Raw genomic sequence first — 21,021 nt, 5'->3', positions numbered from 1 at the left:
GATGGCCCTGCCAGGGGCCGGCCGCCGGGTCCGCCGCGCGCCCCGCAGCTCCACCAACAGCCCCCACACCCAGTCCCGCCCTCCCTGGGGGAGCCCCCGCAAGACAGTGTGGTGGAGACAGAAGACGGTCGCGGGCTGCCCTGTGGACAACCCGCGACCGTGGAAAACCTCTAGAACCGCCCCAAGCCCTCAGTCAAGAACTTCGCCACCGCGGTAGGTGACGCCAGCGTCAGATCCGCCGCGCTCGACACCTCCGCGCCGGTCTCGTCGTTGGCCACCGCGATCGCCATCCCGAAGAACGCCGGGTCCACAGCCTCCCGCGCTCGCAGCGCATCAAATGCCTTGATATCCGACATGTCATCCCCGAAATACCAGGCGCAGCCGGTGTCCCGGACGGCCTCGGTGATCACCATGCCCTTGTCCTGATCGACCGGCGGTTTCACCTCGACCACCATCCGGCCGCGCTGGATCTTCAGGTTGTCGCGTTCGGCGCGCTCGTGGGCCCACTGCTCGACCTCGGCGGCCCGTTCCGGGCACTCGCGGTAGTGCAGGGCGACGGAGAGTCGTTTGTACTCCACGAAGACCGGTTTGCTCAGTGCGGAGCGGGCGTCGGCGGCCAGCGCGGCCATCGGCTCCTCGTACTCCAGGGCGGCCGGTGTGGTGACCACCTTGCCCTCGTGCAGGACCTCGAGGCCGTAGAGGCCGAAGAGGTCGACGTGCTCCAGGGCGGCGAACCTGCTTCGCAGGAAGTCCACCGGACGGGCCGAGACGATCGCCACCCGGGCGACCCGGGCAGCCAGTCGTTCCAGCACGCCCGGCACCTCGGGCACCGGTTGGGATACGGACGGGTCCTTCGTCACCGGGGAGAGGACGCCGTCGAAATCGAAGAAGAACGTGGTCCTGGACGCATGTGCAACGGTGCGCGCCCAAGCGTCGTCAGCGCTCGCGGGATGGGTCGGACGCTCGGTCTCTGCCACGTCGCCAGACTACCCGCGGATGGTCCCCTTTTATGCCCGGCGGAATTCGCGTGGGGCGAGCGTCACCCGGGAGTGCCCGATTTTGCGCACTACCGCGGGAGGCTGTTGACCGCTAGCGTTTGAGTCATGGCACGGGGTCATCCCGAGCCAGCCGGCCGGCCCGGACCTGCGACAACTTGCGCCACAGGGCCCGCATCCCTGCCCTGTGCATGTGCCGGCGGCCGGAGGTGGCGGACCGCGGGTGGCGGGTTGCACGCCCGCTGGAGCAGGCCTGTGACATCTCGCCGTACCGATGCCGGTGTCGCTTCTTCTTCCGACCCGGCCGACAAGGTCACCAGGACCCGTGCCACGACCACGAGCCGCAAGGCCCGTGACCGGCACACCGATGCCGAGCCTGCCCCGGCCGGCCGGGTCTTCGTCCTGGACACCTCGGTCCTGCTGTCCGATCCGGCGGCGTTCCGCCGGTTCACCGACCACGAAGTGATCATCCCGCTCGTGGTCATCTCCGAACTGGAGGGCAAACGTCACCACGCCGAGCTCGGGTGGTTCGCCCGGCAGGCGCTGCGGATGCTGGACGAGCTGCGGATCAAATTCGGCCGGCTGGATCAGCCGGTGCTCTGCAACGACGAGGGTGGCACGGTCCGTGTCGAGCTGAACCACGCGGATCAGAGCGCGCTGCCACAGGGTTTCCGCAACGACTCCAACGACACCCGGATCCTCTCGGTAGCGCTCGGCCTGGCCGCCGAGGGCCGGGACGTCACGCTTGTCAGCAAGGACATGCCGCTCCGGGTCAAGGCCGCCTCGGTGGGCATCCCGGCTGACGAGTACCGCCACGGCCAGGCCAGCGACCCGACCTGGACCGGTATGGCCGACCTGCAGCTCGACGAGGAGCAGGTCAGCGCGCTCTACGCCGGCGACGAGCTGGAGCTGGAGGAGGCCGAGAACCTGCCCTGCCACACCGGCCTGGTGATCCACTCGCCGCGCGGCTCGGCACTGGCCCGGGTCAACCCGGACAAGTCGGTGAAGCTGGTCCGTGGTGACCGGGACGCGTTCGGGCTGCGCGGGCGCTCCGCCGAGCAGCGGATCGCCCTGGACATCCTGCTGGACGAGACGATCGGGATCGTCTCGCTGGGCGGCAAGGCCGGCACCGGCAAATCCGCGCTGGCGCTCTGCGCCGGCCTGGAGGCGACGATGGAGCGCAACCGCCACAAGAAGGTGGTGGTGTTCCGCCCGCTGTACGCGGTCGGCGGCCAGGAGCTCGGCTACCTGCCCGGTAGCGAGTCGGAGAAGATGTCGCCCTGGGCGCAGGCGGTCTTCGACACCCTCGGCTCGGTGGCGCACGCCAACGTGGTCGAGGAGGTGATGGCCCGCGGCATGCTCGAGGTGCTGCCGCTGACCCACATCCGTGGCCGCAGCCTGCACGACGCGTTCGTGATCGTGGACGAGGCCCAGTCGCTGGAACGCAACGTGCTGCTGACCGTGCTCTCCCGGATCGGCCAGAACTCCCGGGTGATCCTGACGCACGACGTGGCGCAGCGGGACAACCTGCGGGTCGGCCGGCACGACGGTGTCACGGCGGTCATCGAAGCGCTGAAGGGGCATCCGATCTTCGCCCATGTGACCCTGACCCGTTCGGAGCGATCCCCGATCGCCGAGGTGGTCACCGACCTGTTGGAGGACATTCCCCTGTGAGGTGACGCCAGCGCGGGTCTTTGTCCCGAATGTAGTGAAAGATCCGGTGACTAAAGTCACAGATCCGCGCTGGCATTTCACATCCCCTTCACGCTGCGCCATGGTGTCTGGCGAGCACCACCGCGTGGCTGTGAAGTCGAAGATCGACTGAGGCCACCCCTCGCGGGTGCGAGGCGGCGGCCGATTCGGGTCGCGGTGCTCGCGGCACGACCGTCCACCAGCCGGTGGGGCCGTGCCGCGTTCATTACCCCCGACGAAGGGAATCTTCGTGAATCGGCTCGTGCGCCGGCTCGGAGTTCGTACGGCGTCCGTCAGCCTGCTGGTCGCGGGTCTCGGCGGCGGTGTGTACCTCGGGCAGGACCGCGAGGTCCAGCAGCAGAGCAACGACTCGCAGCTCGTCATGCAGGCGAACGCGGAGGAGCTGCAGCTGCTGAGGTCGCGTCAGGCCGAGCACGCCGCAGCCCGGGCGTTCCGCCGGACGGCCGAGGACGCCGCCGCCGCGAAGGCCGCGGTCGAGGCGAAGGCCGCCGCCACCAAGGCGCGGACGCTCGAGAAGAAGGCGATCGCCGTCGAGGCGGCCGCGAAGAAGGCCGAAGAGGCGAAGAAGGCCGAGGAGTCCGGCGCCGCGGTGCCGTTCGCCGGTGAGATCCCCAGCTCGTGCAGCGAGTACTCGGGCAGCCGGGGGATCGGCTGCGCGCTGATGCTCAACGCCGGCTTCAAGATCGACCAGTTCCCGTGCCTGGACAAGCTGTGGAAGCGCGAGAGCGGCTGGAACTACAAGGCCGCCAACCGCAGTTCCGGTGCGTACGGGATCCCGCAGGCGCTGCCCGGCAGCAAGATGGCGTCGATCGCGGACGACTGGAAGACCAACCCGGCCACGCAGATCAAGTGGGGCCTCGGGTACATCGAGGGCCGTTACGACACCCCCTGCGGGGCGTGGAACCACTCGGAGAGCTCCGGCTGGTACTAGGGCGTCAGTGCCCGAAGCGTTAGGAACGGGGCCGCGCGGCAAGCCGCACGGCCCCGTTTTGCTGTGATCAAATGTCCGGATGGTCCGAAATGTCGCCTCGCTCGTCCTGGTTGTCGCCCTGGCGGTCGTGCTCGCCGCCGGTGACGTGCCGGCCCGCGCGGGCGTCGGCGGACCGCCGATCCTCGAAGTGGTCGGCGGCACCGTCGCGAAGACCGGCGAGTTCCCCTGGGTGGTCCGGCTCTCGATGGGCTGCGGCGGCGCGCTCACCGCGCCCCGGGTGGTGCTCACCGCCGGGCACTGCGTCGGCCCGACCGGACCCAATACCAAGATCATCGTGACCGCCGGGGTGACCGACCTGAAGGCCAAGAACGCGCTCACCGCCCGCTCGGTCCAGGTGTTCCGTGCGCCCGGGTTCCAGACCGAGACCCGCGGCGACGACTGGGCGGTGGTCAAGCTGGACAAGGACCTCGGCCTGCCGACCCTCGACATGATCCCGGACGCCTCCGCCGACCAGGGCGACGTCACGGTGATGGGCTGGGGCCAGACCAAGGAGGGCTCGCCGCAGCAGGAACGCCGGCTGCACTACGCGAGCGTGCCGACCATCACCGACGAGGTGTGCGCGAAGTCGTACCTGGCCGCGAAGGTGACCCTGGTGAAGACCGACTCGATCTGTGCCGGGCGGCACGGGGTGGACACCTGCCAGGGCGACTCCGGCGGCCCGATGGTGCGGCGCGGCCGGGACGGGCGGTGGGCCCAGGTCGGCATCGTGAGCTGGGGGCTGGGCTGCGCCCGGGACGCGTACCCCGGGGTCTACACCCAGATCTCCAAGTTCCGCCCGGCGATCCTCGAGGCCATCCGCACCCTGTCCTGACGGCTCGCGCACTGGCCGGGGGTGCGCGCACCTGGGACCATCGAGGGATGAGCTGGGCCCCCGAGACCCGAGCCGACGCGGCGACGCAGTTCGGCACCGACGCCTTTTACGCTGCCCTGGGTCGCGCGTTCGTCACGATGTGCGCGGTGATCCCGGTCCTCTTCCTGGTCGAGGCGCTGGACGTCGCCGTCGGCGCCGGCACCCTGGACGTGGCCGGCGGCATCATCCCGCGTCGCATCGACGGCCTGGACGGCGTGCTGTTCAGCCCGTTCCTGCACTCCGGCTGGGACCATCTCTACGGCAACGCGGTGCCGCTGATCCTGGTCGGCACGTTCGCGCTGGCCGGTGGCGCCCGCCGGTTCCTCTGGTCGACGTTCGTCATCATGCTGGTCAGCGGCCTGGGCGTGTGGTTCGTCGGCGACCCGGGCACGGTCGTGGTCGGCGCCAGCGGGGTGGTCTTCGGTTATCTCGGCCTGCTCTTCGCCCGCGGCTTCGTCGAGCGCAGCTGGTGGAACCTGGGCGTGGCCGCGTTCATCGGCTTGCTCTACTGGTACCAGATCTACAACATCCTGCCGACCGACCGCGCGGTGTCCTGGCAGGGCCACCTGTGCGGCCTGATCGGCGGCTTCCTCGCCGCGTTCCTGTTCCGCCGCCGCCGCTGACCCCATTTTTCCGGTACGACGGGGAGCCCGCGACGTTCACGGGTCCCCGGCGGCCGTGCCGCGCGTCCCGGCAGCCGGAACGCACGGCACGGCCGGGCGGGCTCACATCCGCGGTTCGTCGCCGCTCGGTACGGTCGGCAGGTGCCCGTCGAAGTCCACGGCCGAGTAGAGCGCCAGCTTCTCCAGCCGGTGATACGAGTCGATCACCCGGATCGTCCCGCTCTTCGACCGCATCACGATCGACTGGGTGTGCGCGCCACCGGACCGGTACCGCACCCCCTTGAGCAGGTCGCCCGAGGTGACCCCGGTGGCAACGAAGAAGCAGTTGTCGCCGGTGACCAGGTCGTCGGTGGTGAGCACCCGGTCCAGGTCGTGCCCGCCGTCGATCGCCTTCTGCCGTTCCGAGTCGTCGAGCGGCCAGAGCTTCGCCTGGATCATGCCGCCCAGGCACTTGATCGCGCAGGCCGCGGTGATCCCCTCGGGTGTGCCGCCGATGCCCATCAGCACGTCCACGTCGGACTCACCGCGCGCCGCCGAGATGGCGCCGGCGATGTCGCCGTCCGAGATGAACTTGATGTTCGCGCCGGCCTGCCGGACCTCCGCGACCAGCGCGGCGTGCCGCGGCCGGTCCAGGATGCACACGGTCACGTCGGAGATGCTGCTCCGCTTGGCCCGGGCGATGCGGCGCAGGTTCTCGGTCGCGCCGGCGTTGATGTCGATCACGTCGGCGCAGTCCGGCCCGACCGCGATCTTGTCCATGTAGAAGACCGCGCTGGGGTCGAACATCGCCCCCCGCTCGGCCACTGCCAGCACCGCCACGGCGCCGGGCATGCCCTTGCTCATCAGGGTGGTGCCGTCGACCGGGTCGACCGCGACGTCCACCTCCGGCCCGGTGCCGTCGCCGACCCGTTCGCCGTTGTAGAGCATCGGGGCTTCGTCCTTCTCGCCCTCGCCGATCACGACGACGCCCTGCATCTGAATCGAGTTGATCAGCTTGCGCATCGCGTCGACGGCGGCGCCGTCGCCGCCGTTCTTGTCGCCACGTCCGACCCATCGGCCGGCCGCCATGGCGGCCGCCTCGGTCACGCGGACCAGGTCGAGGGCGATGTTGCGGTCGAGATCCTGGGGAATCCGTGCAGGCATGTCGGCCTCCTCGCGTCGTTGCGGGGTTGGTGAGTCCCTCGATCCTGGCATCCGAGGACGTGCCAAGTCCCGGTTCAGCGACATGGTTAACAATGAGCACGTGGAACCCGCTGCTACCGAGACCGCGCCGGCCCCGATGCGCCTGACCAAGCGCGAGGGCCGGTCGACGCGTGACATGGCCCTGTCGCTGCTGGTGCTGATCGTGCCGATCGCGCTGCTGCTCGTCTTCTACCGGGTGGTGCTCAGCGGCGACGAGCCGATCACCGTCGACCCGGCTCCCTCGATCCAGCAGGCCTCGAAGGAGTTCACCGTCCTGCAGCCGGCCGGGCTGGACGCGGACTGGCGGGTCACCACGGCGACCGTCAAACGCACGGCCGGCGGCGTGACCCTGCGGATCGGGTACGTCGACCCGGACGACGGCTCGGCGCAGCTGGTGGAGAGCACCACGCCGGCCGAGACCCTGGTGCCGGCCGAGGTCGGCAAGGACGGGAAGCGCACCGGCGCCTATCGCACCGAGCAGCGGACCTGGCTGGTCTACAGCGGCCGGCCGGGCGAGACCGCGCTGATCTTCACCGAGGGCAAGCGGACCGTGCTGATCGTCGGCACGTCCAGCCAGAAGACCCTGGAGCAGCTGGCCGCGTCCCTGCGCTGAGCCGATGAGCGGCACGGCCCGGAGCGGCACGGCCGCGAGCCGCGCGGGTCAGGAGCGGCACGGCCCAGGGGCAGTGCCGCCCGGTCACTCCGAGTCGCGGGCCGCCCGGGCGGCGTCGATCCGCGCGCGGGCGCCGTCGAGCCAGCGCTGGCAGACGTCGGCCAGTTTCTCGCCGCGCTCCCACAGCGCGAGCGACTCCTCCAGGCTGCCGCCGCCCTGCTCCAGCCGGTCGACCACCCCGGCCAGCTCGGTCCGCGCCTGTTCGTAGCTGAGACTCTCGTCGCTCATGCGTCCTTTTCCCCCGAACCTGAAGCCGAAGCCGAAGCCGAACCTGAAACCGAACCCGAAGCTGACACCGACGTGACCACCGTGCCCAGCTCACCCTCGGCCAGCCGGACCCGCAGCGGGTCGCCCGTGCCCACGTCGCCGGCCGCCCGCACCACGTGCCCGTCGTCGCGCTGCACGATCGCATAACCCCGCTGCAGGGTGGCCAGCGGCGACAGCCCGCGCAGCCGGGCCAGGGTGTGCCGCAGCTCGTCGTCGGCCCGGCGCACCCGGTGCTCCAGGCTGCGCCCGGCCCGGTCGCGCAGCGCGGTCACCTCGGTGGAGCGCTGGTCGATCAGCGACTCCGGCCGGGCCAGCACCGGCCGGGACCGCCACCCCTCGATCCGTTGCTGCTCCCGGCCGATCAGGGTGAGCACCGCGCGGTCCAGCCGGCGCTGGGCCAGCTCGATCATCCGCAGCTCGTCGCCGAGGTCGGGGACGATCCGTTTGGCCGCGTCGGTCGGCGTGGAGGCGCGCAGGTCGGCGACGTAGTCCAGCAGCGGGGTGTCCGGGTCGTGGCCGATCGCGCTGACCACCGGCGTGCGCGCGGCGAACACCGCCCGGCACAGCGCCTCGTCGGAGAACGGCAGCAGGTCCTCCACGCTGCCGCCGCCGCGGGCGATCACGATCACGTCGACCGTCTCGTCGTCGTCGAGCACCTTGAGCGCGTTGAGGATCTGCGGCACCGCGTTCGGCCCCTGCACGGCGACGTGCGCGACCCGGAAGTCGGCGGCCGGCCAGCGACGCTTGACGTTCATCAGCACGTCGCGCTCGGCGGCGGTGTTCTGCCCGGTGATCAGGCCGATCCGGGTGGGCAGGAACGGCAGCCGGCGCTTGCGCTCCCGGGCGAACAGGCCCTCCGCGGCGAGCAGCTTCTTCAGCCGCTCCAGCCGGGCCAGCAGCTCGCCGAGGCCGACCTGGCGGATCTCGTCGGCGCGCAGGCTCAGCGTGCCGCGCGCCGGATAGAACTCCGGCTTGGCGTGCAGCGTCACCCGGGCGCCCTCGGCCAGGTCGGGCGCGCCCATCTCCAGCACGTCGCGGTGCATGGTGACGGTCAGGCTCAGGTCGGCGGCCGGGTCGCGCAGGGTCAGGAAGACCACCCCGGAGCCGGCCCGGCGGCTGATCTGGGCGACCTGCCCGTCGACCCAGACCCAGCCGAGCTTGGCGATCCAGGCGCCGACCTTCTGACTGACCACCCGCACCGGCCACGGCTCGTCGGCGGTGCTCTTCGGGGGGCCGCCCGTCGTGGTGGCCTGCGGATCGTTCACCCGGCCAGACTAGGTCAGCCCACCGACATTCTCGTCGGCGCGATGCCGCGGCACGTGCGCGTGATCCTCGGCCTCGTGCGCGTGCGGCTCGGCGTGCCGGCCCACGTAGCCGGCCAGGTCGACCGGGGTGCGCCGCTCCGGCAGCAGCCGCTCCACGAACCGCGCACCGACCAGGGTGACCAGCCCGGCACAGACCCAGAACACCAGGTCAGCGGCGAGGTACCGGCCGTCCAGGTGCAGGCCGCCGCCGCTGCCCAGGAACGGGAACGGGTAGCCGCGGCGCTGCGGGTAGAAGGCCAGGCAGCACCGGGTGGTGGTGGGCAGCAACCCGAGGCCGAGGCCGGCCAGGCCGGTGAGCGCCGCGATCTGGTAGCCGGTCCGGCTCGGCCGGATCCGGTGCAGGCTCAGCAGAACCGTCCCGCCGAGTGTCACCGCCACGTGGAAGATCGCATAGGCCGGCCCGTCCCCGCCGGTGGCCAGGTCGAGCAGGCCGATCCCGAACAGGAACCAGCCGGTCATCACCCGCAGAACGGTCGGGATCGAGGGCCAGCCGTCGTCCCGCTCGGCGCTCATGTCCCCGAGTATCGGCTCTAAAGCGCTGTTATGGGGTCAAACCGATCAGGACCCGCTGGGCCGGCCGCCGCGCCGCTCACGACCGATGCGCCACCCCAGGCCGATCACCGCGAAGAGCACAAATCCGGTGTACGCCCACAGCACCACGTCCGCGGCCAGATGCTCCGGGTAGACGTCCCACCCGTCCGCGATCGCCAGCTGCCGGGCGGTGTCCGGCTCGTCGGCCACCCCGCCCCGGGTCAGCCAGGAGTACGGCCAGCCCCGGCCCTCCGACCAGCCGAACATGCAGCAGAGCTCTTCCGTCCGTACCAGAAGGGTCCCGAACGTGCCCGCCACCGCACCGGCCACCGCGCCCACCGCGGCGAACGCGGCCGAAGGGCGCAGCCGATGCCAGCACAGCAGGAGCGCGCCCGCGGCCAGCACCACCAGCGCTGCCGGGGCGAACAGCACCGCGAGAGCGCCGAGCGCGCAGGTGCCCGCGCCGATCATCACCCGGACCGGATGGCCGGTGATCGGGTCCGTCGTCATGGGGAGATCTCTACCACCCGGACGCCAGGGCTGTGGCCCTGATCGCAGGAGGGCGGCCGGGGGATCGGGGCACGTACCATGGCCGGGTGACTGAACCTCGTAAGCGGGTGTTGCTCGCCAAGCCGCGTGGCTACTGCGCCGGCGTCGACCGCGCCGTGCAGACCGTCGAGGAGGCGCTGAAGCTCTACGGCGCCCCGGTCTACGTGCGCAAGCAGATCGTGCACAACAAACACGTGGTCGGCACGCTCGAGGCCCGCGGCGCCATCTTCGTCGAGGAGAACGACGAGGTGCCCGAGGGCGCGACAGTGGTCTTCTCCGCGCACGGCGTCGCGCCCGAGGTGCACGACCAGGCCCGCGAGCGCAACCTCAAGGCGATCGACGCGACCTGCCCGCTGGTGACGAAGGTCCACCACGAGGCGAAGCGGTTCGCCGCCGAGGACTACGACATCCTGCTGATCGGGCACGAGGGGCACGAGGAGGTCATCGGCACCGCCGGTGAGGCGCCCGCGCACATCCAGCTGGTCGACGGGCCCGACGACGTGGCCAACGTGGTGATCCGCGACCCGGCCAAGGTCGTCTGGCTGTCGCAGACCACGCTCTCGGTCGACGAGACCATGGAGACCGTGGCCCGGCTCAAGACCCGGCTGCCGCTGCTGCAGTCGCCGCCCAGCGACGACATCTGCTACGCCACCTCGAACCGGCAGCACGTGATCAAAGAGATCGCGCCGGAGTGCGACGTGGTGATCGTGGTCGGCTCGACCAACTCGTCGAACTCGGTGCGGCTGGTCGAGGTCGCGCTCGGCGCCGGCGCCCGCGCCGGTCACCTGGTCGACTACGCCAGCGAGATCCAGGACGAGTGGCTCGACGGCGCGACCACGGTCGGCGTCTCGTCCGGCGCCAGCGTGCCGGACGAGCTGGTCATGGAGGTGCTCGCGCGCCTCGCCGACCACGGCTTCGGCGAGGTCACCGAGTTCACCACGGCCGAGGAGCGCCTGACGTTCTCCCTGCCGCAGGAGCTGCGCCGCGACATGAAGCTGGCCGCGGCGGCTCGGGCAGCGGCCAGTTGAGCGCCGGCCGCGGCCCGGCCGCGGCTAGCTGAATTCCGGCGCCTGGGGCTGCCGCGGGGCCACCTCCACCTGAGGTGGCTGCGGCAGCTCCTCGTCCGAGACCCCCATCTCGGCGAGTTTGCGTGCGCTGACCAGCACCCGGGACTCCAGCGAGCCGACCGCCTTGTTGTACGCGCTGACCGCCCCGTTCAGCGACACCCCGAGCCGGCTCACGTGGTCACCGAGCGTCGCCAGCCGGGCGTAGAGCTCCCGGCCCAGGGTGTGCACGGCGACCGCGTTACCGGTCAGTTTCTCCTGCCGCCAGGCGAACGCCACGGTGCGCAGCATCGCCACCAGCGTCGCCGGGGTGGCCAGCACCACGTTGCGGCGGAACGCATACTCCATCAGCACCGGGTCCCGCTGCAACGCCGCGTCCAGGAACGGGTCGGCCGGCACGAACAGCACCACGAAGTCCGGTGTCGACGCGAACGCCGTCCAGTACTCCTTCGCCGACAGCGCGTCCACGTGCGCCCGCAGGTGCCGGGCGTGCTGGTCCAGGTGCAGATCCCGGTCCCGCTCGTCGCGGGCCTCCATCGCGGACAGATAACCCTCCAGCGGCGCCTTCGCGTCCACCACCACGGTGCGCCCGCCGTGCAGCCGGACCACCATGTCGGGCCGGACGCCCTGGTTGTCGGTCTCGCCGGTGACCTGCTCGCCGAAGTCGCAGTGCTCCAGCAGCCCGGCCGCCTCCACGATCCGGCGCAGCTGGTGCTCACCCCAGCGGCCACGCACCTGCGGGGTACGCAGCGCGGACACCAGCTGCCGGGTCTCGCCGCGCAGCTCGGTGGAGACCACACCCATCGCCCGGACCTGCTCGCGCAGCTCGGCGTACGCGTCGATCCGCTCGTGCTCCAGGTCGGCGACCCGCTGCTCGTACCGTCGCAGGGTGTCCTGCAGCGGCGCGACGGCCCGGGCCACCGCCTCCTGCGACTGGGCGGTCGACTCGTAGGCCAGCGCCCGCATCGACTGTTCCAGCCGGTGCTCGCCGTCGCGGGTCGCGGCCACCGTCGCCTCCAGCCGGGCGATGTCGGCGGCGGCACGGGCCCTCGCGGCCAACCAGCCGAGGGCGGCGCCGGCCGCGAGGCAGACCAGGATCACAGCGAGCGTCGAGTACGTCACCATCGCAGATTGCCAGAACAACGCCACAAGACCACCGGGAGTACCTTGGGAAACATGAACGGCGTGTTGCTCATCCTGGCCATCGTCGCGATCGTCGCCCTGATCGTCGCCGGCGTTCAACGTGGCGGCGGCAAACTGAAGCAGACCCAGCTCGAGGACGCCCGCGCCGACGCGCAGCGGTGGTACGAGCGACTCGGCGGCCAGGTGCTGAACCTGCACGCCGAGGACCCGGCCGCGCGGCAGGCGCTGGCCGACGCGAGCGAGCGGTACAACGCCGCCGGCGGCCAGTTGCAGCAGGCCACCACGGTGCGGCAGTTCGAGCTGGCCCGGGAGTCGGCCCTGGAGGGCCTGGCGTACGTGCGGGCCGGCCGGGTGGCGATGGGCCTCGACCCGGGCCCGGACGTGCCGCCGCTGGCCGCGTCCCGTGGCTCCGGCCAGCTCACCCAGGAACGTGAGGTCAGTGTGCAGGGCCACGCGTACCGGGCCGGTCCGCAGCCCGGACCGGACACTCCGTACTACTACCCCGGCGGCCGGGTGCAGGGCCGTCCGGTGCCGTCCGGCTGGTATTCGACGCCGGTCTGGAAGACCGCGCTCGGCACCGGCGCCGGTGTGCTCGGCGGCATGCTGATCTTCGACGCGCTGTTCTCGCCGTCCTTCGGTGACGTCGGCGCGTTCGCCGACGGTTCCTACGCCGACGGTTACCAGGACGGGATCGCCGACGGCGGCGACGTCGGCGGTGACGGCGGTGGCGACGTGAACAGCCTCGGCGACGTCGGCGGCGGTGGCGGCGACTGGGGCGGTGGCGACTTCGGCGGCGGGGACTTCGGTGGCGGCGATTTCGGCGGCGGCGACTTCTAGTTCGTTCTCACCAGGGAAAAGGCGGGCCCTCGGGCCCGCCTTCGGTCTTTCACCAGGGTTGCGGTGGGTGGGCGTCGACGGTCGGTCTCGGGTACGGGTGGAGGCGCCGGACGAGTTCCCGCCGCAGCGCCCGGGCACCCGGCCAGATCTGCGACAGGTCGGCCACGAACGCCGGCCCGCGCGCCGTCTCGGTCAGCGGCGGCCAGCCCTCGGCCGGCCCCTGCACCGGGTGCACGGTGTCCATGTCCACCGGGGTCACCTCGAGCACGGTGCGCAGGCCGCTGCGCCGCACCGTCACGGCGGCCACGTCGTCCCAGGCCAGCAGCACCGGGTCGCTGCCCTGGGCGGCGAGTTCCAGGCCACCGGCCGAGATCCGTACCCAGGTGCTGAGCGCGGCCCGCGCGGACAGCGCGTAGAACGCGGCGACCGCGGTCCCGACGACGACCGCCTGCAGCGCGGTCACCCACCACGGGTCCCCGGTGTCCCGCGCGATCCACCCCACGATCGGGGAGACCGCCAGGTACGACAGCATCAGCACGGCGAACACCGCGACGAACGTCCGGCCCGGCGACGACCGGAACAACGTGCTGTCCCCGGCCGGCGCCTCGACCTCCTCTGGGGCGATCGGCATGCCTCCTATGGTGGACCGAAACCCGGCCCCGGCTCCCCGGATCCCGGCTTTTGCCGCCCCGGACCCGCGCAGCCGGTAGGGCCCGCCCCGGACCCCGGCCGCCGTCCGGAACCGGCCCGGGGTGGCCGCGCCCGGCTAGCCTCGGAGCGCGGAGGTTCCGGTGACCGACGACTCCGCGGGTCTGACCATCCAGCCGCTGTACGTGCTCTGCGACGTCTCCGGTGCGCTGTCCGATCGGGGCCGGGCCACCGTCGACCTGCTGCTCGCGCACCTGGCCGAGCAGCTCACCGCGGATCCCGGCCTGGCCGACGCGGTCCGCTGGAGCGTCGAGTTGCACACCGGCGACGGCGACCTGGTCCCGCTGATGCAGCTCCAGCAGGCCGACGCCGCGCTCCGTCCGCCCCGCCTCGCCACCCTGCCCGCCGGCCGGTCCACCGCCGCGCCCCGGCTCGCCGCCGCACTGCTCGCCCTGCGCCGGCTGATCCGCAGCGACATCACCATGCTGGAGGACGACGCCGCGGACGTGCGCACCCCGTGCCTCGTGGTGATCACAACCGGCCATGCGGCCGACGAGCCGCACGAGCGGGCCGCCGCCCTCGACGCCCTGCTCACCGGCACCCTGCACGCCGACGAGACCCGGGACTGGGCGCCGCGGGTGCTGCTGGTCCCGCTGCCCGGCGCGGACTTCGGCCTGCTCGCCGAGCTCGGCGCGGGGCGCGGCGTCGAGGTCGCGATGGCGGGCGCCGACGACACCCTGACGGGCGTCGCTCGCCGGGTGGTCGCCACGGTCCGCCGGTCACTGGGGTCCGGCGCTCCGCGGATCTCCTACGACCGATGGGTGGTCCGGGAGGATCAACTGCTTCTCGGGTACGGCCAGCGCCACGCCCCGCTCACCGACCTGCTGCAGGCCGGCGACCCCGGCACGGGGCATCCCGGGCCGCTCGTCTACCGCCGGTTCCTCGACCCGGGGCAGCCGTTCGCCCCGCTGCTGCGGATGGTCGCGCTGCGCGGGCACGCCGGCGAGCTCACCGCCCGGATGCTCTGGCCGGTCCGGCTCGTGGTCGGCGCCGGCGCGACCGCGGTCACCGGCCTGCTCGCCCCGGACGTGCCGGCCCGCCGCTACGACGGTGAGCTCGGGCAGGCCCCGCCCGGCGACCGGCTCCGGCTGCGTGCCGCCGTCCGCGACCTGATCGAGCTGGCGCACCGGCACGACGTGCGGCTCGGTGCGCACGCGCTGGACTCGGCGCCCTACACGCTCGCTCCGCGCGTCGACGTGCTGGTGACCGATTGCGACGCGGTACGCGTACGGGAAAGCGGTGATCCGGCCTGGCGCGACGCGGACCTGAACTGGCTCGCGGCCTGGACCCCGGCGGCCCCGCCACTCCCGCAGCCCTGGCACCCACCCGGTCCCGGCACGGCCTGACCCCGCGCCCGGCCCGCAGGTGCGGCAGCCACCCGGTCACCCGCGGACCCAGCCCCGCCCGTCGGTCCGTGGACATGGCAGTCACCCGGTCACCCGCGGACCCAGCCCTGCCCGTCGGTCCATTCCCAGGTGCCGCTCACCGGTCGCTCGCTGTTCCGGCTGGTTCGCAGGGGTGCCTCCGGCTCGGGGAGGCACCCCTGCGAACCAGCCGGGTGCAGCGCCTCATACCAGTCGCGCATCGCCGGGCGGTCCCGTCCTGCCGGTGACAGGCTCGCGTCGAGCAGTGCCGCGGCCTGCGCACCCGCTCGCTCCCGGAGGATCCGGTGCGCGCCGGCCGGGTCCCGGCGGACCGCGGCACCCCGCCCGTTGGCGAGGATCCGCGCCGCCATCAGGGCGAACTTGTACACGTCGGTCGTCGTGCTCTGGATCGCCCAGCGGGCCCGCAGCCGGTCGTGGGCGTCGGTGTCGGCCGGGTCCAGCCGGGCCAGCTCGGCGCTCGCGGCCAGGGCTTCCGGCGGCTGCCAGTTCGGCGTGTGCGGCTGCATCCCGAACACCGCGCGCGTGCCCCGCACCCGGGCACTGTCCACATCGACCACCAGCACCGACGGCCGGGCCGGATCCGGGTCGTAGATGATGTTGCGGCCGGAGACGTCGCCGACCACCACGTTCTGCCGGTGCATCATCGCGTAGGCCCCGGCGACCGCCCGGATCAGCCGCAGCCGGTCACCGACGTCGACGGGTGGCAGGCCGGTGCGCCGCGTGGTCGCGTCGTCGCCGAACAGGGTCTCGATCTCCCGGGGTTTGCGGTGCAGACCGCCGGACCGCTTGCGGAAATCCTGGAAGTAGCGGTCCGGGATGAGCCGCATGAGAACGCCGTCGGCCGCGCCGTCCTCGTCGACGACGACGCGCAGCGGCCAGATGATCCGGGCGTCCCAGGCGGCCCGTTGCGCGTCCGGCAGCCGGTCCCGGAACCTGACGAACCCCGACAGCCCACCGGCCAGCGACGGCCCGGCGCGGCGCTTCGTCGCGCCGGTGTATCGCTTGTAGACGAACCGGCTGCCGGGCAGGTCGGGGAGCCGCAGGTCGGGGGCGAGGAAGACGGTGGCGGTGCCACCCCGGGCGAGCTGCTCCAGCCGCCCGAGACGCCGCAGCGGCAGCTCACTCATCGGCGTCCGGCCCGGGTTGCCGGGCGGTGTCCCGGACGTCGGCGTCCGGTCCGGTGTCCTGGTCGTCGGGGTGTGGTCCGGGTTTTCGGGCGGTGTCCCGGTCGGCGGGGGGTGCCGGCCAGAGGACGACGGCGGTGCGGTCGTCGGTGAACGACTTGCGGAGGAACGCGACCTGCTGCGCGAACGCCAGCGGATCCGGCGGCGCCGCCCACCGGGTGCGCAGGAAGTCGGCGACCGAACCCGCGCCGGAGCCGAACGGGTCGCCGAGCCCGTCCGTCATCACCAGCAGCACCTGGCCCGGGAACAGGTAGAACGCGTTCGGCGCGACCCGGACGTCGGCCGGCAGCGAGCGCACCCCGCTCGAGAAGATCGCCGCGCCGTCGTTCTTCACCGCGGTCAGCGGCAGCCACGCGCCGCCGGTGAGCAGGAACGCGGCGGAGTCACCGGACAGATTGGCCAGCATGGCGCGGTGGCCGCCGTTCGGGGCGGGCTCGGTCTCGACGGCGAACGCCAGCGCGGTCGCCGACATGACCGCCCGCACCTGCTCGAACGTCAGCGTCGTCGCCGTCGTGGCCTTCGTCAGGAATGGGCGGGCCAGGTCGGTCACCGCGTCGTTGGCCGCCGTGACCGTTGGTGACCAGGGCAGTTCGGCCGCCCAGCCGGATGCGCCGGGTGGCGGTGGGTACGCCACCAGGTGGTCGATCAGGGACTGGGCGACGATCTCGCAGATCACGGCGGCGGCCTCGTGCGACCGCTTCGCGGCCGACACCCCGTCCGCGACGCAGCCGGCCAGCCAGCGCTGATCCCGGGTGAACCGGACCGCGTACGCGTCCTGTCGCGGTTCGCCGCGCTCCTGGTGACCAGCCCCGCGTACCGACGTGGCGCGGAACGTCAGGCGGCCCGCCTCCGCGCCGTCGATGACGATGTCGGGTGGGGGAGTGCGGAACATCCGGGGTACGCGGGCACGTATCGCGGGCTGCCGGCCGGGGTCACCGACCACCCAGCGCCGGTTGTCGTGCCGGGTCCAGGGCGGTGGACGGCCCTGCTCGTCGTACCCGAGGGTCGGCTCGTCGGTCGTCTCCAGCAGCGGTCGTTTCCGGTCAGCGGTGGTCTCCGGCAGCGGTCGTTTCCGGTCAGCGGTGGTCTCCGGCAGCGGTCGTTTCCGGTCAGCGGGCGGCTCCGTCGGGGGTGGTCGTCCCTGCTCGTCGGTCACGGCGGGCGGCCGTCAGATCCAGTCGCCCAGGTCGTCGTCGTCCGGTGGCACGAAGCCGCCCGCGGCGCCGGCGTCGTTCACCGAGTTCGCCGACGCGACGATGCTGCTGATCAGGACGTCGGCGATCTGCCGGATCGCGGTCGCGGCGTCACCCGCGCCGCCGTAGACATAACTGCGCATCGGCTTGCCGCCGGTGCCGGGCTTCGGGTGGACCCACGGCTCCAGCGAGTCCCCCGGCAGCTCCGGCGTCACCCCGAACGGGATGATGTTCGGACGCCCGCGGAAACCCGGATCGGTCAGCTCAGCGAACGCGGCCCGCACCTCCGGCACGGCGTCGGTCGGCGCCCCGTCCGTGACGAAGAAGACCGCCGGCCGGTAGACCTGGAACCCCTCGCCCCGCAACCGCGCCAGGTCGTGCTCGATGTCGTGCCGCAGCCGCCGGAACGCCGCCGCGTACGACGTGCCGCCCCTCGCGGTGAACTGCGGAATGGCCCGCACGTCCCGCAGGTCACCGAGCGGCAGCACGGTCCGCGCGTCATCCGCGAAATCCAGCGCGCCGAACCGCACCACGTCACCGAGCGTCGGGCTCTCCTCGATGGTGTCGATCACCTCGGGCAGGATCCGGTTCACCGCGTCCAGCGGCGCGCCGTCCATCGAATACGACACGTCGACCAGCAGATAGAAGGCCAGAGCGAGAGTACGGTCGTCGGGCACCTGCGGGACATCGGACATGGTTCCTCCTGCGCCGGGCGGGCGGGAACGGTCGCCGTTCAGCCTAGAAAGCGCGTGCACGCGGCTTGCGTTTTGTTGCGGGCCGGGCGTTCGTGGTGGGCGGGGCGTTTCATGCCGGGCTTTCGTGGTGGGCCGGGCGTTTCATGCCGGGCTTTTCGTGGTGGGCCGGGCGTTTCATGGCGGGCCGGGCAGGGTGCCGTGGCGGCGGACGTGGTCGAGCATGCGGCGCACGCCGCCGATCCGGATCGCGGCGTCGCGGGCGGCCCGGAAGCCGTCGCCGTACACCGGATCCGGGTTGTGCGTGATCCGGCGGCGTTCCCACTCCGCCGGATCGCCCGGCTGATCCTTCAGCCAGGCGTGTGCCAGCAGTTCGCACAACCCCTCCTCGACCTGTGGCGACAGGTCACCGAACCCCTGCTGGGCCAGGTAGGCGTGCATCACCTCGTGCGCCACCACCACCCCGAACCGCACCAGCGGCAGATCCCGGGCCACCATCAGGTCCATCACGTCGAGACCCGCGACAACGGTCAGCCCGTGCACCTCGCCGGGGCCGGTCAGCCGGTTCTGCAACTCGTCGCGGGGTACGAGGCGTACCCGTACCGGTGTCGTCGTCCGGATCGACAACGACCGGATCCGTGCCGCGATCGGCGGCAGCACCCGCTTCACGTCCTGCTGGGTCCGCACCGCGGTGGCTCCGCACCGCGGGCACAACGGCCAGTCCGTCCGCAATGCGAGATCCGCCGGGAGTCCACAGCAGACGGCGGGCCGCTCGTGCGCGTGCCGCCGGCAGACCAGCTCACCGTTCGCCGTGACGAAACCGGTGAGCGTCATCAGCCGTCCGCAGGCGGCACAGCGCGGCAGGATCACGCCCGCCACCCACGAACCGTCATGTCGCCTCACGTCACCGTCGGGCACCCCGCCGCCCGCCAGTGTGCCGCCCACCCGCCACCGGCAAGCGGCCCCGGCCGGCGCTGGCGGCAGCCTGCTGCACCCCTCGCCGCGTCCTACCTGGACAAATAACGGCCACCAGAACCAGCCGGGTGTGTCGGGCTGGTTCTGGTGGCCGTTTTGGCGGGCTGATTCGGGCAGTGGTGTCCAGCCGGGTGTGGCGGGCTGGTTCTGGGGGCCGTTATGGGGGCTGATTCGGGCCGTGGTGTCCAGCTGGGTGTGTCGGGCTGGTTCTGGGGGCCGTTATGGGGGCTGATTCGGGCTGTGGTGCCCAGCCGGGTGTGTCGCAATGCCGCTCAGCTTAAGTTGATCTTGATGGGGCGGTGGTGGCCGGAACCGTCTGGCACGCGAGGGCATCCCGGTCGGGGCGGTGGCGCGGGTGCCGGCGAGTGTGCGGCCGTGCGCTCGCGGGCAGGGTGTAGCCGATCCCGGCCGGGGTGAGCATGGTGTCTGCCTGGGGAGCGTCGAGCACGTTGATCGTCGGCTGGTCGCCCCTCGATCACCTTTGTGGGAGGGGCGGGGTGTACATGCCCGCTCGGATGTACCTGTGGCTGCTGGGTAGGGCGGTGCGAGTCCGCGTTGCCGGATTAGGGCGGTGCGAGTCCGCGTTGCCGGATTGCGTGCGCTCGCCGCCCACCTGGGGGCGATAGCCGCACGCACAACCCGACCGCGGACCGCTACCGCCCCCGAACCCGACCGAGCGCGGACCCCGGCCGCCCCACAGGCGCCGAGCGCGGGCTTCCGCCGCCCCTTCAGCGCCGAGCGCGGACCGCTGCCGCCCCGCCGGGATCAAAATAGGCTGAGTGGCATGGGGGTGTGCCGGGCTGGTGCTGGTCGCTGTCAGGGCGGGTTCGAGATGACCGCGCGTGCCGGCCGAGGGGTGCGGTGCGCGCTGTTACCGCACCGGGGCGGGGGCCGTCGCGGGTCTCACGTCGTACCGTGAAAGGGGTCGGCCCCGGGTGAGCCGGAGCGGACCGGCTGCCGGGACCGGACGACCGCCTGCCGGGACCGTGCGGCGGACAGTGACCGCGGCGCGTGCGGATCAGCCGGCTGACTCGTGCTCCAGCAGCCAGGACTTCACCGGCAGGCCCCACCGGTAGCCGCCCAGCCCGCCGTCCGTGCGGAACACCCGGTGGCACGGCACGATCAGCGCCACCGGATTGCGCGCGCACGCCGCGGCCGCCGCCCGGATCGCCGCCGGGCGGCCGGCGAGCTCGGCATACCGCGAATACGTCACCGGGTCGCCCGGCTTGATGTCGCGCATCACGAGCCACGCGTGCGCCATGAACTCGCCGCCGGTGCGCTGCTCGACCGCGATCGAGTCCAGCGCGGTCAGGTCACCCTGGAAATACGCCCGGACCGCGGCCTGTGCCGGGCCTACGTCGTCGGCCGGCTCCGCGGGCTCTGCCAGCGACGGGTGGATCAGCCGGATCAGCTCCGGCACGTCGGCGGTGAAACCGGCCGCGCGGACCGCGCCCGAGTCGCCGGCCACCAGGGTGAACGGGCCGGCCGGGGTGTCCATCGTGGAATGACGCAACATGCTCCTCAACTCCTTGCTTCGGGGGTTCAGCGTGGCCGATCCGCGTCGGCCGCGAGCGAAAATCTTCGCCGCCTGTGGACAACGGGAAGGCCTGTGGACAACGGCTTCGCGGGTGGCGGCGCGAGGTATGTTCGGGCTGCGGTCAGGCCGATCGCCAGAGACGGACCAGTGCGTAGGAACGCCAGGGGCGCCAGCGTTCCGCGTGCGCGGCGAGCGCCTTCGCCGAGTCCGGCAGGTCGAGCGCGGCCGCGCCACGGCGGGCGGCCAGATCGGTGGCGAGGAAGACGTCCGGGTCGCCGATCGCGCGCATCGCGACGTAACCGGCGGTCCACGGGCCGATGCCGGGCAGTTCCAGCAGGCGGGCGGTGGTCTCGGCGCGGTCGGCGGTGGGCTCCAGGTCGATGCGGTGGTCGGCTACGGCGGTGGCCAGGGCGCGGATGGTGGCGCGGCGGGCCGCGGGCATGCCGAACGCGGAGTCGGGGAGTTCCGCGATGCTCTCGGCGGACGGGAATCCGGTGAGCTGGTGGTTGGAGGCGGGGGCGGGGGCGGGGCCCGAAGGGCCTGAAGACCCCGAAGACCCCGAAGACCCCGAAGATCCCGAAGACCCTGAAGACCCACCCCCAAG

At 72.3% G+C, this 21,021-nt stretch carries 22 protein-coding genes; 8 read left to right on the top strand and 14 right to left on the bottom strand.

Annotated features, from left to right (window positions below):
• Window positions 1-170: 170 nt before the first annotated feature.
• Window positions 171-977, bottom strand: coding sequence for a trehalose-phosphatase (gene otsB / locus ADL15_RS49605; protein ID WP_067708154.1), 807 nt, complete (start codon window positions 975-977; stop codon window positions 171-173).
• A 273-nt stretch (window positions 978-1,250) separates the two neighbouring features.
• On the opposite strand from otsB, the gene ADL15_RS49600 reads away from it, so the two are divergent.
• The 4 genes from ADL15_RS49600 to ADL15_RS49585 all read left to right on the top strand — a co-directional run bounded on the left by ADL15_RS49600 (window position 1,251) and on the right by ADL15_RS49585 (window position 5,172).
• Window positions 1,251-2,669, top strand: coding sequence for a PhoH family protein (locus ADL15_RS49600; RefSeq protein ID WP_067708150.1), 1,419 nt, complete (start codon window positions 1,251-1,253; stop codon window positions 2,667-2,669).
• Window positions 2,670-2,937: 268 nt separating this feature from the next.
• Window positions 2,938-3,639, top strand: a complete 702-nt coding sequence (locus ADL15_RS49595) for an aggregation-promoting factor C-terminal-like domain-containing protein (RefSeq protein ID WP_083972671.1) — start codon at window positions 2,938-2,940, stop codon at window positions 3,637-3,639.
• A gap of 79 nt (window positions 3,640-3,718) precedes the next feature.
• Window positions 3,719-4,510, top strand: coding sequence for a S1 family serine peptidase (locus ADL15_RS49590; protein ID WP_067708142.1), 792 nt, complete (start codon window positions 3,719-3,721; stop codon window positions 4,508-4,510).
• 47 nt (window positions 4,511-4,557) lie between these two features.
• Entirely contained in the window at window positions 4,558-5,172 is a 615-nt protein-coding gene (locus ADL15_RS49585; RefSeq protein WP_067708139.1) for a rhomboid family intramembrane serine protease, read from the top strand.
• A gap of 102 nt (window positions 5,173-5,274) precedes the next feature.
• Here ADL15_RS49585 and glpX read toward each other — a convergent pair whose 3' ends face one another.
• Entirely contained in the window at window positions 5,275-6,315 is a 1,041-nt protein-coding gene (glpX, locus tag ADL15_RS49580; protein ID WP_067708135.1) for a class II fructose-bisphosphatase, read from the bottom strand.
• Between the two features lie 100 nt (window positions 6,316-6,415).
• Here glpX and ADL15_RS49575 point away from each other — a divergent pair, with 100 nt between their 5' ends.
• Window positions 6,416-6,967 (top strand): DUF4245 domain-containing protein, encoded by a 552-nt coding sequence (locus ADL15_RS49575; RefSeq protein ID WP_232345119.1) that lies wholly within the window; start codon window positions 6,416-6,418, stop codon window positions 6,965-6,967.
• Window positions 6,968-7,051: 84 nt separating this feature from the next.
• Here the strand turns inward: ADL15_RS49575 and ADL15_RS49570 are convergent, their stop codons facing one another.
• The 4 genes from ADL15_RS49570 to ADL15_RS49555 are packed head-to-tail and all read right to left on the bottom strand — an operon-like array spanning window position 7,052 to window position 9,660.
• Complete coding sequence (locus ADL15_RS49570; protein ID WP_067708132.1) at window positions 7,052-7,255, bottom strand: exodeoxyribonuclease VII small subunit; 204 nt, start codon at window positions 7,253-7,255, stop codon at window positions 7,052-7,054.
• A complete protein-coding gene (gene xseA, locus ADL15_RS49565) occupies window positions 7,252-8,559 on the bottom strand; it encodes an exodeoxyribonuclease VII large subunit (protein ID WP_083972670.1) in 1,308 nt (435 codons plus the stop codon). The genes ADL15_RS49570 and xseA overlap by 4 nt, the downstream gene beginning before the upstream one ends.
• 9 nt (window positions 8,560-8,568) lie before the next feature.
• A complete protein-coding gene (locus tag ADL15_RS49560; protein ID WP_067708129.1) occupies window positions 8,569-9,132 on the bottom strand; it encodes a hypothetical protein in 564 nt (187 codons plus the stop codon).
• A gap of 45 nt (window positions 9,133-9,177) precedes the next feature.
• Window positions 9,178-9,660 (bottom strand): hypothetical protein, encoded by a 483-nt coding sequence (locus tag ADL15_RS49555; RefSeq protein WP_067708126.1) that lies wholly within the window; start codon window positions 9,658-9,660, stop codon window positions 9,178-9,180.
• 86 nt (window positions 9,661-9,746) lie between these two features.
• Here ADL15_RS49555 and ADL15_RS49550 point away from each other — a divergent pair, with 86 nt between their 5' ends.
• Window positions 9,747-10,727 carry a 4-hydroxy-3-methylbut-2-enyl diphosphate reductase gene (locus ADL15_RS49550; protein ID WP_198171358.1) on the top strand — a complete coding sequence of 327 codons (981 nt, stop codon included), beginning with the start codon at window positions 9,747-9,749 and terminating at the stop codon, window positions 10,725-10,727.
• Between the two features lie 24 nt (window positions 10,728-10,751).
• Here ADL15_RS49550 and ADL15_RS49545 read toward each other — a convergent pair whose 3' ends face one another.
• Complete coding sequence (locus tag ADL15_RS49545; RefSeq protein ID WP_067708189.1) at window positions 10,752-11,885, bottom strand: DNA recombination protein RmuC; 1,134 nt, start codon at window positions 11,883-11,885, stop codon at window positions 10,752-10,754.
• A 54-nt stretch (window positions 11,886-11,939) separates the two neighbouring features.
• On the opposite strand from ADL15_RS49545, the gene ADL15_RS49540 reads away from it, so the two are divergent.
• The gene (locus ADL15_RS49540; protein ID WP_067708123.1) at window positions 11,940-12,743 is read left to right on the top strand and encodes a DUF2076 domain-containing protein; all 804 of its coding nucleotides are present in this window, start codon (window positions 11,940-11,942) and stop codon (window positions 12,741-12,743) included.
• A 49-nt stretch (window positions 12,744-12,792) separates the two neighbouring features.
• Here ADL15_RS49540 and ADL15_RS49535 read toward each other — a convergent pair whose 3' ends face one another.
• Window positions 12,793-13,374, bottom strand: a complete 582-nt coding sequence (locus ADL15_RS49535; RefSeq protein ID WP_067708120.1) for a hypothetical protein — start codon at window positions 13,372-13,374, stop codon at window positions 12,793-12,795.
• A 160-nt stretch (window positions 13,375-13,534) separates the two neighbouring features.
• Here ADL15_RS49535 and ADL15_RS49530 point away from each other — a divergent pair, with 160 nt between their 5' ends.
• Complete coding sequence (locus tag ADL15_RS49530) at window positions 13,535-14,797, top strand: hypothetical protein (protein ID WP_067708117.1); 1,263 nt, start codon at window positions 13,535-13,537, stop codon at window positions 14,795-14,797.
• An 89-nt stretch (window positions 14,798-14,886) separates the two neighbouring features.
• Here ADL15_RS49530 and ADL15_RS49525 read toward each other — a convergent pair whose 3' ends face one another.
• The 6 genes from ADL15_RS49525 to ADL15_RS49500 all read right to left on the bottom strand — a co-directional run.
• Window positions 14,887-15,963 (bottom strand): protein kinase family protein, encoded by a 1,077-nt coding sequence (locus ADL15_RS49525; protein ID WP_067708114.1) that lies wholly within the window; start codon window positions 15,961-15,963, stop codon window positions 14,887-14,889.
• Window positions 15,956-17,176, bottom strand: coding sequence for a protein phosphatase 2C domain-containing protein (locus ADL15_RS49520; RefSeq protein ID WP_067708111.1), 1,221 nt, complete (start codon window positions 17,174-17,176; stop codon window positions 15,956-15,958). The genes ADL15_RS49525 and ADL15_RS49520 overlap by 8 nt, the downstream gene beginning before the upstream one ends.
• 12 nt (window positions 17,177-17,188) lie before the next feature.
• Window positions 17,189-17,908: a vWA domain-containing protein gene (locus ADL15_RS49515; RefSeq protein WP_067708108.1), complete on the bottom strand. Its 720-nt coding sequence runs from the start codon at window positions 17,906-17,908 to the stop codon at window positions 17,189-17,191.
• 174 nt (window positions 17,909-18,082) lie between these two features.
• Window positions 18,083-18,784, bottom strand: coding sequence for a protein DA1 (locus ADL15_RS49510; RefSeq protein ID WP_067708107.1), 702 nt, complete (start codon window positions 18,782-18,784; stop codon window positions 18,083-18,085).
• A 1,114-nt stretch (window positions 18,785-19,898) separates the two neighbouring features.
• Entirely contained in the window at window positions 19,899-20,396 is a 498-nt protein-coding gene (locus ADL15_RS49505) for a methylated-DNA--[protein]-cysteine S-methyltransferase (protein WP_067708104.1), read from the bottom strand.
• Between the two features lie 142 nt (window positions 20,397-20,538).
• Window positions 20,539-21,021, bottom strand: a 483-nt coding sequence (locus ADL15_RS49500) for a DNA-3-methyladenine glycosylase family protein (protein ID WP_394327007.1), incomplete at its 5' end; no start/stop codon positions are given.

Origin of the sequence: Actinoplanes awajinensis subsp. mycoplanecinus (assembly GCF_001509495.1) — a bacterium.
GTDB lineage: Bacteria > Actinomycetota > Actinomycetes > Mycobacteriales > Micromonosporaceae > Actinoplanes > Actinoplanes palleronii.
This window is presented reverse-complemented; position numbering and strand designations above follow the sequence as displayed.

Coding starts and splice junctions, on each gene's coding strand:
- ADL15_RS49585 (WP_067708139.1), top strand. CDS start 4,558: ATGAGCTGGGCCCCCGAGACCCGAGCCGACGCGGCGACGCAGTTCGGC.
- ADL15_RS49540 (WP_067708123.1), top strand. CDS start 11,940: ATGAACGGCGTGTTGCTCATCCTGGCCATCGTCGCGATCGTCGCCCTG.
- ADL15_RS49535 (WP_067708120.1), bottom strand. CDS start 13,374: ATGCCGATCGCCCCAGAGGAGGTCGAGGCGCCGGCCGGGGACAGCACG.
- ADL15_RS49555 (WP_067708126.1), bottom strand. CDS start 9,660: ATGACGACGGACCCGATCACCGGCCATCCGGTCCGGGTGATGATCGGC.
- ADL15_RS49515 (WP_067708108.1), bottom strand. CDS start 17,908: ATGTCCGATGTCCCGCAGGTGCCCGACGACCGTACTCTCGCTCTGGCC.
- ADL15_RS49590 (WP_067708142.1), top strand. CDS start 3,719: ATGGTCCGAAATGTCGCCTCGCTCGTCCTGGTTGTCGCCCTGGCGGTC.
- ADL15_RS49505 (WP_067708104.1), bottom strand. CDS start 20,396: ATGTTGCGTCATTCCACGATGGACACCCCGGCCGGCCCGTTCACCCTG.
- ADL15_RS49525 (WP_067708114.1), bottom strand. CDS start 15,963: ATGAGTGAGCTGCCGCTGCGGCGTCTCGGGCGGCTGGAGCAGCTCGCC.
- ADL15_RS49560 (WP_067708129.1), bottom strand. CDS start 9,132: ATGAGCGCCGAGCGGGACGACGGCTGGCCCTCGATCCCGACCGTTCTG.
- glpX (WP_067708135.1), bottom strand. CDS start 6,315: ATGCCTGCACGGATTCCCCAGGATCTCGACCGCAACATCGCCCTCGAC.
- ADL15_RS49570 (WP_067708132.1), bottom strand. CDS start 7,255: ATGAGCGACGAGAGTCTCAGCTACGAACAGGCGCGGACCGAGCTGGCC.